Consider the following 16672-nt stretch of genomic DNA (forward strand, 5'->3'; position numbering starts at 1 on the left):
AGCTATTTATAAAGAAAAGGGCGGTCTTAAAGATCGCCCTTTTCTTTTGTTTCCTCTTCTATTACTTTTATAACCTCTTTAAAGTCTTCTAGTACAATAGGTTTTTTGAGGTATGCTTTGGCCCCGAAAAAATTACAAGTGGAGATAGTTTCTTCATCTGTGTCACCCGAAACAATAACAACCGGAATTCCCATCCACTCTTCTTCTAAATCTTCTAAGATTGAAAATCCATCTTTTTGAGGCATGTGCAGGTCTAATAAAATCAGATCCGGATGATCTTTGACTATAATGTCCCATCCTTCTACACCGTCTGCAGCTTCAAGAATTTCAACGTCTTGTTTTTTAAGAAGTGCCTTTAGCGTTGTTCTTGTGTCAGAAGCATCATCAACAATTAGAATTTTTTTCATATTGGGTGAGTTTGTTTTATAAACTAATTACTGTTTCTATTATTTAAAAGTTACTGATTGGATATGGATTGGTCAATCGAATTACATTAACGGTTTAAATTAAATGATAAAACGTATGAAAACAAATGTTAGCTAATAACCACTAAACGATATTTCAGGGAAATAAATTGATTGTTTTTTATCAATTAATCAAGTTGCTTGATCAAAAAATACATATAATAAGTAAAAGTAGTGGGCTTTTAGTACTGTTTAGTTATAACAAATTGATGAATATTGCGTACTGAAAAAATACTAATCATATTACGGGATGTTGAAACCTTTATGTCTCGTAAAAGTGCACACACATGAAAAAAAATCATCTGCAATTTCAGACCTCTTATAGTCTGAAATCTGTCTTTATTGTATTAGCTGCATTTTTTGTAATAAATGCATCAGCCCAAACCGATGGCGATTTTAGAACATCTGCCACAGGAGTTTTTAACTGGTCAGATGCCGCCAACTGGGAAGTGTATAATACAGGAGCCTGGGGGATAGCCTCAGAATACCCGGGAGAATCTTTAGGTACAGGTGACGTTCAAATTAACGATGGTGCACAGGTGGCGTTAGATGTTAGTCCTGCTAACCCTATTGGTAGTTTGACTTTTGCTGATGGAACCTTAATATCAACAACTCTTAGTTTTTCTAGCGGTGCTGCTCTTGAAATATCGGGGAGTGTTGTTTTTCAAAGTCCGGCAGCTGATGCAGGAGATCAGTTTTTAAATATCGGGGATGGTTCTATAATATGTTCAGAAATTATAATGGCGGACCCGGGTGATAATTTATTTGATACCGAGATTACATTAAGTACCGGTACCCTCACTGTTTCTGGCAATATAACCATGACCAATGGAAATAGAAATGCGATACGATATACTGACGCAGGCTTTTTGAATGTTGGCGGAGATGTTGCTGGCGGAACTTTTACCAGAGGCACATCAACTGTCAATTATAACGGAGTAGGTGATCAAATTGTACGAAATTTTATGTATCATAATCTTACAGTATCAAATGGCGGTACAAAAACATTAAACGGTAATACCAATATATACGGTCTACTTACTTTAGGTGCTATTCTGGATATTGAAAACAGACAATTGTATTTTAGTAATACTGCCTCAGTAGCACCTGAAACCTCTTATAGTTCGTCTGCAATGATTAATATTTCGAATAATGGATATATCAGACGAGATGGAAATGAAAGCTCAGACTATGAAATGACTTATCCTATTGGGATTGGTAGCGACTATACTCCAATGATACTGACCTCGGTGAGTGGTTCTGATGTTAGTGGAAGGCTATATGTTAGAGTTTATAATACAAGACACTCTTTAACCGTTGGTTCGGATAATGTGTTAACCCGATATTGGGCAATTACAACTTCAGGATTAACTCTTACTTCATTAGATGGTTCTTTTAATTATGCCGATAACGATGTGCTTGCTCCCATAACGGAAAGCAACTTAACTACAGTTGGACATTTTGATGGAGCTACTTGGTTACAGAATGAATCAACCACAGGTTACGATCATGCTACCAACCAGATATCATTTAGTAATATAGCTCAACTGGAAGGAGAATGGACGCTTGGTGAGGCAAGTGGTTGTTTTGATGGATTACCCACAGGTACATTTACAATTACAGATGGTAGCTGGAATAATACAGCAACATGGAATACAGGTATTGTTCCTGGCCAGGGAGGAAATGAGGATGTTACCGTATTTCATAATGTAGGAGATTTAAATATTGGATTTACAGTAAATAGCCTCACTGTTGAAGAAACTGGTCAATTAGACTTCGATGATGATGATGTTACAATTAATAACGATTTTGTTATTAAAGGAAGTGTAAACGATGATAACTCAGGAGGGACGGTTAATGTCTTAGGAAATTTGCTAATTGAATCAACCGGAAGTTTTAATTTTCAACGTTGTAATTTAAATGTAACAGGATTAACCACTGTTGATGGAACGGTTACTGATACAGATGGGAATGGAACTTGCACATTTAATGGAGTTTTTACTGTTAGTGCAGGCGGTACTTACACATCTAATCAGAATGATTTTGACTTTGTTGGAGGTATTCATAATGAAGGATCCTTTACCAATTCTTCTTCATTTACTGTCAATCAGGATTTATTGATCACCGGATCATCCGAAGTTCAGTTTACAAATGATATTTATATTGCCGATAATGTTACCCTAACCAATGAAAATACCGGAGGACTAAGTGTTATTGATCAGTTAGACGGTTTGGGAGCTAATTCAATTTTAGTTAATAAAGCCTTGATAAATCATGGTGATACATATAGAATACCTATGGTCACCGGACAGATAGACTGTGGCTCTTTCCCAAATACTTTCAACTATTCAAGGGATGGAAGACAATATATAAATCCAACAACTTATTATAATTTAATTGTATCTAATAATAATGATAAAGAGTTGCAGGGAGAAACAACTGTGTTAAATGATTTAACAACATCTGGTACTGCTGATTTTGAATGTCAGAATCACAATCTTAATATTGGTGGTGCTATTCTTCATACCTCTTCAGGTTTATTTGATACAGGTACTAATACAGTAACCTATAATGGTACTTCAGATCAGATAATTAACAGTAGTATAGCATATGACGGTAATCTGGCTGTTGACGGATCGGGAATAAAGAGTTTAAATGGAACTACATCAATATCAAGTGATATAAATATTCTGGGAGCCACACTGAATGTTAATGGACAGACCTTAACACCGGGTGGTAATGTCACTGTGAGTAATGGTGCAACTCTTGATATTAATGACAATTCAACTCTGGAATTGGGTGATGCTGCTGTTCTTACCAATAATGGTATATTAAAAGTGGTTGGTACATCCGGTAATCGGGCAACAATAACTACATCGGGTAGCGGAGGTTACATTATTAATCAAAATGATGCTGCTGCAGAGTTTCACGCTCTTTATGGTGTTGTTGATGCTTCCGGTGGAATCACCATTGCTGATGGTACGGTTGATGTAACCAATAATTTTAGTTATACAACCTTTAGCAATGGTACAGGATCCGAATATCTGAATGTTACAGGTCTTGATCCTGTTGGAGGGTTAACATCAGTTCAAAGTGCAGTTTTTGAAAGTGGACCTACGTACAACGTAACACGTACTTCAGGTACAGAAACTATTACTTTTAATCAGGCAACGGGAGATTTAGCCGGAGAGAATTTTGATAATGACAATGGTAATCCTGGAACATTGATTGAATGGACTGATCCAACATCTGTTTTTTATTCAACCGGAGATGTTTCTGCCGGTATAACTACCAGCTGGGCGCGAAATCAGGATGGTAGTGGAGGAAATCCTTCAAGTGTGACAGATGGTTCAGTTACTTTAATTGTTCAGGATGGTCACACTGTTACCTTGGATAGTAATGGTGATATTGATGTTAAAAAATTAATTGTGGGTGAAGGTGGCTCTGCGGCATATTTTAATATTGGGGCCGATGCTACTGTGCAAACATTAACTATACAAGAGTTACTGGAAGTAAAAGCACAAGGTGAGCTTAATGTTGGCTCTAATGCTTCACATATATTAAACCTATATGGTAATTTAATTAATAATGGTACGGTTGACCTTCAGCAATCCTATACTTCGGTAGTAAATACGCACTTATATGGAAATATGGAGATTACAGGCTCTGCCATTCCCGTATTTAACGATGTAGTGATAGAAGCCGGTTGTAATGCTTTAACCAGAGTTTCAATTGATGTTAACAGGCACGTTTATCTACAATCAGGTGCCGTTTTTGACGATGGAGGACAGGATCATACCGTAGAGTTTAACTGGATAAATAACGGTGGAACCTACAATGCTACAGGATCGTTAAACTTTGATGGAGGTACTTCAGTAGTAGCTTCAACGGGTAATTCTACAACTTTTAATATTGTACAATTTACAGGTGGAGGATTAACATCTGTATTGGAAAGTATCAACGTAAATGGTGATTTTTCAGTTAGCAACAATACACGTCTATCTGTAGGTGACATTATAGTTACCGTTAATGGTGATTTTGATATAGAGAGTGGATCTGAATATATTCAGAATGCTAATTCAACTAACTTTGAAGGTGCTTCTGCCCAAACCATTAATTTTTCAGGATCAACGGCTTTTGATGATGTCACCTTCTCAAATGGTGGAGCCAATGCTAAAACAATTAATGGCAGTTTAAATGCCCTTGGAGATGTAACCATTAATAACGGGGCAACGGTTGACGGAGCAGGTACTCATACTATTTCAGGTGATCTTAGACTGGATGGTACCTGTAATTTTAGTGGATCCATCACAATGAATGGTACAAATGTGTACATTGAATCATCTAATGTAACACCTGCCACAAGTACTTTAGGTACAGCTGAATTGATAATTGATGGTCGTATCTTTCTACGTCATACAAGCGGCGGTGTTTTTAATCTAAATGTTCAAAACAATGTTACAGTACAAAACAATTATTTGGTACTAAATGATAATACATCCTTGACCGGACAAATAGGTAATACATTAACACTAAGTCCTTCCACATCGTTGTATGTAAGAGGATCTGATAATTTCCCCGGAGGCTTTGGAACCTTTGATTTTGATCCAACTGCTTGGGTAAGATACGATGCCAGTATTGATCAAACTGTAAGAGGTGGTTTCTCTTATGGAAACCTACAGCTTAGATATAATAATAGTAAAACTGTAGACGGTTCAGTTACAATAACTGGAATTTTAAATTTATCGAATGAAGTCACCTTTAATTTAGGGGCTTTTGATCATACTTTCTCAGGTACTGATATTCAGAATGGGAATAGTACTATGACCGGAACAGGTTCTTTTACCATTGGTGGTTATGATGGCGACCAGTATATCAGATCAACTGGTACTGGATATTATGCTTTAGGAGATCTGATTTTAGATCAATCCGGTGCAACACAAACCCGCACGCAAACATTTTATTCAGGGGTTGATGTAAGGTTATCAGGTGATCTTACTATTACAAATACTGGTGGGAATCAGTCCATCGGACACGTTGTTAATTTGAATGATAACAATATTACAGGGCCTGCAGGTACTCTTTCATTGGGAGCATACTGTGAATTGCGAACAACAAATACAGACTTTGGAACGAATGTGATAAGTAGTTTTGCAACATCAAGTGCCAATGTTAATAGTAGTATCTATTACAGCTTAAATGGGGCTCAACAAATAGCCAGTGGTATAACATATGGTAACCTTGATTTAGGCGGAGGAGATAAAACAGCTGATGGTGATTTAACAGTATTGGGTGATTTTAGCCAACGTTCCGGAACACCTGTTTTTTATGATGCAGGTGGAACACATACTATCTCCGGTGACTGGAATATGGCAAGTGTCAACTATTATACTTCAACATCCGCAACCGGAACCATTGTGTTTGATGGGGTTGATCAGGATATTGATGGATATAATTTTAATAATATCACAGTATCTAATACAGGTTCAGCAAATGTTATAAGATCGATGTATGTGTTTGGTAATTTAACTGTTGATGACGGAAGTGTTGTTGATATGGCTGATATGAACCTGAACATAGGAGGTAATATTCAGGCAATAGGAGCTGGAGTTTTCAGCCAGACTGATGGAACCACTACATTTGATGGTACTGGAGCACAACAAATTGTTTTGAATGCAACCAGTCAAATTGGACATCTTACCATTGATAAAGTGTTGGCAAGTGCTGAAGTGGTAAGTGTTCTGGATGAATTGCACATTAGCGGAAATACAAATATTAATGCCAATGCTGGTATTCTCGATATCAGTGGGCAAAATGTATATTTTGGCGATAATTTATATGTAAGACAAAATGTTGATGGTTCTGATAACCCGGTTACAAATTTTGTAGCGGCCAACTCAACAGCTTATTTTAACGGTTCAGCTGCACAGAGTATTCGAAATTTCAATGAGAATGATCTGACTTTCTACAATATTATATTCTCGGGTGCCGATAAAACATTTGAGTATAGTAATCCGGATGTTGATCATCCAGCATCAACAAACGCAATTATTGAAAATAACTTTACTATAAGTGGTGCTACGGTAAATGGGTACACCTTTGATTTTTATGTTCAGGGTAACTGGACCAATACTGGTACTTTTCAGCACGGTAATAACCGTACGGTTTATTTTAACGGATCTGCTGATCAAACTATTAGTGCCTCATCGTTTGGAAGTGTAAAATTTGAAGGTAGCCAGAATAAAATTCTGGATGGTAATATTACAGTATCCTACGATTTAACTATAGATGGAACTGCTAATCTGGATGCCAATGGAAATAATATTACAGTTGGTCATGATTGGGATAATCAATACAGTGGTACCTATACTCCTAATGGAGGTAAGGTAATTTTTAATTCGAGTTACAATTCTAATATATATACAGGTACAACTACAGGTTCCATAGCAGGTAAAGATTTTTATGCTGTTGATTTTAATAAATCCGGTAGAATGGATCTTCAGGGTGATTTGGTTGTAGCTACTAATCTCAATATAAATTCCGACCAGATTGATACCAATACATTTGATGTTTATGTAGGGGGCAATTTTGTGAATAAGGGCACTTATAATGCAAATAATTCGGCTTCAACTTTAACATTGAACGGAAGTGGAGGTACTTACATCTTTGATCCAAATGGAACCACCTTTAGAGAGTTGGTTATTAATGCTCCGGGTTCAACCTATGAACAAGGAAGTGATTTTGGAATTCAATCCGTTGATATGAGTCTGACTGCCGGTACTCTAAATGTGAATGAGAATCAAATTCAGGTCAATAATTATGGGCGTGCTATTAATATTAATGGAGGTACGCTAAATGTTAATGCTGGTTCAACCATTCAGTTTACTGATGATCAGTATTTGAATATGACTTCAGGTGCTCTTTTGCTTATTGGAGAGACTGGCAAGCCGGTTACATTGGAGAATACTCATACAACTGCAAATCGTTTGGGTAATATCGTTATAACAGGTGGAACATTGCATGCAAACTATTATAGGATCCAAAAAGGAACTTTATCTATTTTAGGAACAGCAACAATAGATGTCACTAACAATCTAAGTAATGGTACTTTTACCAACGGTTATTCTTCAGATCCTTATATTTACCTTGCAACTGATTTTTCTGACTTTGCCATTAATGATGTTATTTTTAATGCAGGAGCTCAATATAATGTTTCCAGGCCAACTGGAACTAAAGGTGTTTTAACTATTCAGGATGCTTCAGGCGGATTGGCCGGTGAAATTTATGAAAACGATCCGGATAGTAATGTAGACTGGACCTTTCCTTCAGGTTTCTTCTGGGATGGTGGCGGTGATGGAACATCATGGAATGATGCCATTAACTGGGATGGAAATACCGTGCCGGGAATTAATAATATTGTTTATTTAAATCACGATCAGTTGGCAGCTGCCTATGATGTTGTCATTCAGAGTGGCGATGCAACATGTCGCAGATTGAACATAGAAACACAGGGAGGTAATCCGATATCTGTAACAGTTGGTAGTAGTAGAATTTTAACAGTTCAGCAGCATGTGAGTATTGCCACCAATACGACTTTATCTCAGCAGGATAATACTGCTTTAATAAATGTTGGACAGAACTGGACGAACTTGGGGACCTTTAATCATGGTAGTTCTACTGTAACATTTAATGCTACAGGAGGTAACTATATTATAGCTACCGGTGGAACTGGAGCAGGTAAGGATTTTTACAATGTTACCATCAATTCACCATCAACAGAGTATACTGTAGATGCGCCAATGTCGGTATTAAATGATTTAACGTTGACTGACGGGACCTTTGATCTGGTATCCCCAAACAATGATTTAAATGTTGGCGGTAATTGGTATCTGGATCAAGCTAATGGAGCAGTATTCGTTCCTTCTACTGCTGATGTAACTTTCGATGGAAACAATCAAAGTATAACCAATGGAACTTTTTATAATGTTATTATTGGAGGAAGTGGAACAAAAACATTTAACTCAAACATAGCCATCGATAATGATATTTTATTGAATGCGGGTGCTACTTTGGATGCCATAGAGAATAATGTTTATGTTAGAGGTGATTGGACTAACGATGGAGGTACCTTTACTCAAACAGGTTTTGGTAATGTTATTTTTGACCGAACCGGAGGTGGACAACAAATCGAAAATGGATCGGGAAGTACAACATTTAATAATTTAATTTTCTCTAATAGCTCATCAAAATCATTTAATAAGGATGTAGATATAAATGGAGATGTTCTGATTAATAACGGAAGTGGTATAGTATATTTCAGAACCTATACGTTAAATGGACTTGGAACCTCAAATACTTTTACAAACAATGCAACATTCCAGCTGGAAGGTACTTCAAATTTCCCAACAGGCTTTGAAACATTGGATATTGCATCTGCAGGTGAGGTGCGTTATTATTCTGACGGGCCTCAGGATATTTATTCTACAGAGTATTATAACCTGCGAATGAGAAGTCTTTCTGACGGTATTTCATCTGTAAAAACGGCTTTAGGTGATTTAATCATCAATGGATGGTTGGCTATAGATGGTAACCTGAGAGAAGCTGTTTTGGATATGTCTGTTAATGATGCGAATATAACGCTTACCGGCAATTTGAGTGTGACGGCCAATAGTGGTATAACATGGGGTATAGGTGATGCTACTCTCACTCATGTGGGAGGCGATTGGGCTATTGATGCAGATATTTCGTCTTTTAATAATTTGATACTTGCAGGTACAGGCGATAAGAATCTAAGAGGTAGTTTAACTATTACAGGTGATTTAATTGTTAGAAGTAATGTTGATCTGGAATTATATAATAGTAACGATCGTACTCAATTCCAGTTGTTAACAGGTACTACTACAGGATCATTTACAATGGAAACGGGTGCCAGAACTCTTGATTCACGACCTTCTTTAGCAGATGATCCTGTCAATGGCGGACCTGCAATACCCGAAGGCTTCGGAACTTACGATTTTAATGAAAACAGTACTTACTTTTTGTACAGCCCCAACGGTGTAAGTCAAACTTTATATACCGATAATGGGATTGATTACGGTAATCTGTATTTCAGAGGAACGAAAGATGTAACCTCAGATGGAGTTGCTGATCTTGATGTAGACGGCGATTGGGATATTGAATCATCAACTTATTACGATGGAGGAAGAGATAGCTATATAGCCGGTTCAGATATTTATTTAACGGACTATGTGTTTAGTGATAATACAAGAGCCGTTGTTTTAAATGGATTGAGAGATCAGACCATACGTGATGATATTGACAATTCATTAGATGTAGCTCAAATAGTCTTTTCCGGAACTGGAACCAAGACACTTGGAGACGGTAATGATGTGGTAAATATAGATGGCGATTTAAGCATTGACGGTGGTGTAACTGTTGAAACCGCAAGAAACATAACCTTTAATGGTTCCAATTGGACAAATAATGGAATTTACACTCAAACAGGAGGTGCTTTAACATTTAATGGTGCATCCGATCAAACCATTAACCCTGGCGCGGTCAATGCATCAAACTATTTTAATAATGTAATTTTCGATAATGCTTCTGCAAAAACCTTTGTTACCAATGGAGCTGACATTAATGGCGACCTAACTATTAATGCAGGCACCGTTGATTTGGGTGCATTGGAGCATTATATTTATGATGAGGTAACTAACATTTTAGGAGGTACCTTAATTAGTGCAAATGCAGATATTATTCTTGATGGAGGAACTCAGGTGATTAATACTCCAAATTTTGAAGTGAATAATATTACTTGTGGTGCTGTGGGTACACCAACCAAATATTTGGTTTCAGATTGGACAATAAATGGTGATTTAGTCATTGATGCAGATGCAAGACTTAATACCCGATATTCATCAATTGATTATGATATTTACATTAAGGGTAACTGGACTAATAACGGAACATTTATAGATAATGCATCAAGGGTAACTTTTAATGGTTCATTATTATTTACCGACATAACCAGTGGAGGCGATGATTTTTACAATGTAACTTTTGCTCCATCGTCGGGTGTAACTTATCGACTACTAAGCACCGATACACGTTTTGCTAATACAGTGACGATTGGTAGTAATGCCAATTTGAATTTGAATAGTCAAACCCTTTACTTAGGTCGAAACTATGCGGCCGAAAGAACTCATACTGTAAACGGAACATTAACTGTTAATGAGAATGCAAGGTTGATAGTTAATAATTATCCAAGCCAAAGTACTTTAAATATTGAGAGTGGAGGTACACTTAATGTTATAGGTTCTGATAATTCAAATGTTGCAACCTTAACAAGTGAGAATTCAGATAACAGGGATAAAACGCAGATTAATGTGTTATCGGGTGCAAACCTTGGAGCCCGTTATTATGTAATGGAATATCTTGCTGATGCAGGTATTAACATGGAATTAGGATCAGTGCTGGATGCTGTTAATAACTTGTCTGATGGAACCTGGTTAGGAATGAGAGATGTAGCAGGTGCAAGGTATCTTGTTCTGGAAGCTAATTATTCCGGAGGAACTATATCAAATGTGGCCTTTAACTACAGTGCTGGTGTTCCGGTTCAGGGAAGACATTACAATGTTCAGCGTATTAATGCAACTGTTGGAAATCCGGTTACTTTTGATAATGTAACAGGTTCAATTGGTAGCTATCGCTTCGAAGAAGATGATCAGACACCGTCTGATGTGGCAGGTAAATTGCGTTGGCCGGCTATCACTGAAACCTATTGGACTGGGGCTGTTGACGTAGATTGGCATAAAGATGGCAACTGGGATAATGGTGTACCTACCTCTTCTATCGATGCTATCATTCCGGATGTGAGCAGCACAACCGGTAATAATCCATTTGTACTAAGTGCTGATGCTGTTTGTAAAAGTCTGATCATTACCGATGGACGATTGAGGATTGAAAACGATTATGATTTGACAGCTAACGCTGATGTTTCTATTTCTGATGGTTTGCTTTACATTAATTCATCTGGTTCGATAATTAATGCTGGTGGAGATTGGTTAATAGATACCAACGGTAACTTTACCCATGGTGGAGGAACGGTTAACTTTACTTCAGGTACAGGTTCTGCTTCTATTTCACCAGGAGGATCTGCATTTAATAATGTAACTTTCAATAATGGATTAACCGTTTTTGATATTTCGGCCTCATCATTATTAGTTGATGGTAATTTTACCATTCAAAGTGGTACGGTTTCTCCGTCAACAAATAATTATGTATATACTTTTAATGGAGATTACAGTATAAACGGGGGTACATTCTCAACGTCTTCAGCTTCAAACGGAACAATAGTTCTTAATGCTGATGGCGATCAGTTAGTAACTAATGCAATTTTCGATAATCTGAGAGTTGCAGGAACAGGTAATAAATTGTTTAATGGAAGTGTCGTAATAAAAGGTTCCACCGAAGTATTCTCTAACTTAAGTGCTCAGAGTGGAAGTGATATTTCATTCGAAGGTGATGTTACTATTGATGCTTCTGCAACCTTCATAGATGGGGATGAACATCATATTTTTACAGGAACAAACTGGTATGGAGATGGATCATACTCTGGGAATGGTACCATAACATTTGCTAATACCAGTGCAAATCAAAATTTATATGGGGCATCGTTTAATAACCTGGTTGTATCTTGTACGGGAAGAAACTTTACCTTATATGGTGATGTAAATATTAGTGGTGACTTAACTTTTGAGACTGGTATTAACAGGGCCGATTTACAAATCTACACATTTACCGGTGATGGAACGGGTGATTTTGTTGTTGAATCAGGTGTTTCAACCTATGTTTACGGCAACGATAATTTTCCTAAATCTTTTGCTGCTTATACAATGGACCCTACTAGTAATACTTATTATGCAGGATCATCCGATCAGAATATTGATGGGGTGCAATATGGTCATTTGAGATTAAATAATGCTAATACCAAAACTCTAACAGGAGATGCAGTTATTCAAGGTAATTTATATGTATATGATGCTACAATAGATGTAAGTACAAATAATTATTCAATAACAATTGGTGGAAATTGGTATAATAACAGTGGTACTCCCGGGCAATTTATTTGCCGAAATGGAGAAGTTATATTCAACGGTTCATCAAATCAAGGTATTTATTTTGGAGGTAGCAGTACAAACGTATTTTACGACTTAACGATTAATGCATCAGCTGATGTGATGGCTTATAATAATACATCAAATGATTTTATTGTTCAAAATGACTTAACCGCAAGTAGCGGAATTTTTGATGCTGAGGGAAGAACAATATATGTTGGGGGTGATTTAGTAGCATCTGGTTCGGGTAGTTTCCGAACTTCGGGCACTTATTATTTGAATCAACCTTCCGGAATGGCAAACATTGGTATGAATGGTTCTACTATTTATAACCTAACAATCAATAGTGGTGCTACCTATACTGTTCTGGATGAAGTTAATCTGAACGGAAGTTTTAATCTTCTTTCAGGTGTTTTCGATGGAGCTGGGAATACCGTTAATTTAGGAAATGGAAATGTTGATGTGATTAATATCGATGGTACCTATATTGTTGGTCCGGGAGGTGTTCTTGGGCTAGGAAACGGTAGTTCGTTAAATGTACATTCCGGCGGACGAATTGAAGTAGTTGGGAATTCATCATCATTAGCTAAGGTATCGAATAATACTTCAGGTGGGCGCTATAGCTGTACAATTGAAGGTGAAATTGCAGCTGAGTATTACCTGTTTGAATACATGGCTAATACCGGAGTTTATCTTACACCAACATCAACTATTGATGCAATCTATCACTTTAGTAATGGTACTTTCTCCAATGGAAGTAACACGGGACAAATGCTTCGTGTTGAGAATACTCAAAACTTTACTGATTTAGGAGGTAACAGGATTGAAAATGTATCCTTTCCTCAAAATCCTGGAGGAAGTGCAATTAACGTTGCAAAATATTCAGCAGGATCAGGAAATCTGGAATTTTATAATTCAACAGGTGTCTTTGCAGGTGAGGCTTATGAAAATGATCCGAATAACTTAATTGATTGGACAGGACCGGTTCAACTGACCTGGAATGGTTCAGTTAGTACCGATTGGAATACGGCAAATAACTGGACGCCTAGTTCGGGGTCTCCAATTGTTCCAACATCAGCTAATAATGTAATTATTGCTAATGCTACCAATCAGCCTATATTAACAATTGCCGGTCAGCAAACAGGTAACCTTACTATTAATTCGGGGTCTGAAATAAGAATTAATACTCCGGAGGATTTGGGAGCTATCGATTTAGATATTGACGGAGATATTCAAATTGATGGAACTTTAAGAACTATTTCTGAGGCTGACTATATCACTGTTGGAGGTAATTGGGTAAGAGAATCAAGTGGTGTTGTGTTGTTAAATGGTAACGTAACCTTTGATGGAACCGGAGGCGCCAAAATAATTAATAACCGGGGTACAGATTTCTATAGTTTAACTATTGGAGGTACTACGCAATATCAATTGGCAAGTAACACTGCTGTTAAAAACGATGTGGTCATTAATTCAGGTGCTACTTTTGATCTTTCATCATCAAATTACACTTTAACTGTAAAAGGTAACTGGGCAAATAATGGAACTTTATTGGCGCAGCAGCGGAAAGTAGTATTTGCCGCCACTTCAGGTACAAAGAATATTTATGGCGGAACGTCAGCATTCTATGATGTGGATATTAATGCATCTGGAGTGATATATACTTTAACTTCTGATATAACTATAAATGAGGAATTAAATATTCTTGACGGAGAACTGGATTTGGGCGCTAATAAGTTGACGATTGGTGATGGTTCAGGAACGGATGAGATTAATATTTATGGAACATTGTATGTTAATGAAGGAGCTACTCTTGATATGGCGGATCAATCCAGTTTAATTGTAAACTCAGGTGGTTTAATTGAATTGTTAGGTACTGATTCAGGAAATAGAGCTACTTTAACAAGTAGTACAGGTGGAAGGTACTCATTTGATGTTACCTCAGGTGCTTCAATAAAAGCAAGATATTATCAGGTTGATTATACCGATGCTGATGGTTTATATATGCATCCGGGTGCTAATATTGATGCTGTTGATAATTTATCCGATGGGATATTCTCAAACGGTTATCCATCTTCAGGAAGTTATATGACGTTGTTACATGAAATGGGAGCTGATGAAACCTTACGCAATTTGGTATTTAATGCTGGTCCTGCTTATAATGTTCAGCGTACAGCTGGAACAACCATTTTTCACTTTGAGGATGCCAGTGGTGATTTGGGGAACTACTTGTATGAAAAAGATGAAGAGGCTACTCCTAGTCCGTCAAGTGGATTGTTACGTTGGCCATTTGTTCAATTGTATACTTGGGAAGGTGATGTTAACAATGATTGGTTTGAAGCTGATAATTGGTTTAATAGTCAGTTGCCAGTACCAACATCTGATGTTACTATTTCAGCATCAGCTCCAACGCAGCCTATTGTAAGTAATAGTACATTAGTTCAAATGAATGATTTAACAATTGAAAGTGGAGCAAGCCTCATAGTTCAAGAAGGATCACAGGTAACTGTTGATGGAGATATGATAACAAATGGAGGTTTAACCATATTAAATACAGCTGATAGTCCTGCATCTTTTATCAATAATGGTTCTCAGACGAATGATATTACTGTGTCCTGGATTTATCCGTCAAGAAGGTATTGGTATATAGGTCATTGTATCAGTCTTCCAAATATATCTGCATACGATGCATTAGTATCCGCAGGAAATGCGTATTTCTTATATAATTATAACGGCAGTTGGAATGATATAACGGGAGTTGGAGATGGATTCTCAGATCCATTACAAGGGTATTCATTTATTGTTAGAGATGAAGGATCAACTGTTTCACATACCGGTATATTAAATGTTGGAGATTATAGTACAAACCTGATTTCGGGATGGCAATTAATTGCAAACCCTTACTCATCATACTATCATTTGCCAACAGAAAATGTTGCAACTGGTGATTTCAGGAATACAACCGGCTCTGTTTATGTGCGAACAGGTACAGATTCGGAGAATAGATCGCTTGCAACATTCAATACCTTAAACGGTATTTTTACACCAGAAACTTTCGATGGTATTGTAGCTCCAATGCAGTCCTTCTGGGTTAAGCGTTCAAATGCAGGTGATGTTTATATGAAGCAAGCCAATAGGATTCATGATCCTTCAAAATCGCCATTGAAATCAAAAGCTTCAACATCTTCCAATAATCTTTTGCGAATAACTCTTGATAATGGTATTGCAACTGATGAAGCAGTGGTTGCTTTACGTTCTTTTGGTAGTTTCTCTTATTCTAAAAATGACTCCGAACAGCGAATGGAATCGAATAATAAAGTTCCATACATTTATTCAATGAAAGATAATAATATGGCAGTTATTAATGTTTTACCAGAGACAGTAGAAGGAAACACTGTTGAACTTGGGTTTACATTACCTGAAATTGGAGATAATAGTTTAAAGGTTTCAGGTTTGGATAATTTTGATTCAAATATTGCAGTCTATTTAGAAGATATGCTAACAGGTGATTTTATTGATCTGAGATCACAAAATCGATACAACTTTACTACAGCAGAGGTGAATAATAATTCCCGCTTCGTTCTTCATTTTAAAGCTAATCAGGCAACAAATGTTGAAAATATAAAGAATATAAACCTGTTTAAAGTGTATGGTTACAAGCAGAATGCAATTGTTGAAATTGATGAATCAATTTTGGGAGAAGCAATGAGCTATGGAGAAATTAGAGTATATAGCATGCAAGGAGATCAAATACATTCAACAAGTTTTGAGGGTTTAAAAACAACTGTTGAATTGCCTGATGTACATGCTGTTTATATTATAGAACTAAATGTTGGAAAATACAGATTTAATAAGAAAATAGTTAAAACAGCTTTGTAGTAAAAGCTTCTTAAAATTTCTAAAAGGTCAACTTAATAGTTGACCTTTTTTTTGTGGTTTTTGTCAATAGGTTTTGTCAACTTTTTTAAAACGTTAGTCAAAGATTGATGATTTGAGGGGTAAAAACTCTCTGATAGCGAATTACTTTTGCGAAGTTATATTCAAAATATATGAATATTAACGTCGAATATTTAAGTAAATCTAAGGAACAATATT

At 36.7% G+C, this 16672-nt stretch carries 2 protein-coding genes; one reads left to right on the forward strand and one right to left on the reverse strand.

All coding sequences use genetic code 11. The features are described from left to right. Positions 1–26: 26 nt before the first annotated feature. The gene (locus tag KEM10_RS07535; protein ID WP_212215365.1) at positions 27–407 is read right to left on the reverse strand and encodes a response regulator; all 381 of its coding nucleotides are present in this window, start codon (positions 405–407) and stop codon (positions 27–29) included. Positions 408–751: 344 nt separating this feature from the next. Here KEM10_RS07535 and KEM10_RS07540 point away from each other — a divergent pair, with 344 nt between their 5' ends. Continuing rightward, positions 752–16456: a hypothetical protein gene (locus tag KEM10_RS07540; RefSeq protein WP_212215366.1), complete on the forward strand. Its 15705-nt coding sequence runs from the start codon at positions 752–754 to the stop codon at positions 16454–16456. Positions 16457–16672 lie beyond the last annotated feature (216 nt).

The sequence above is a fragment of the Carboxylicivirga linearis genome (genome assembly GCF_018271995.1).
Taxonomy (GTDB): Bacteria; Bacteroidota; Bacteroidia; order Bacteroidales; family Marinilabiliaceae; genus Carboxylicivirga; species Carboxylicivirga linearis.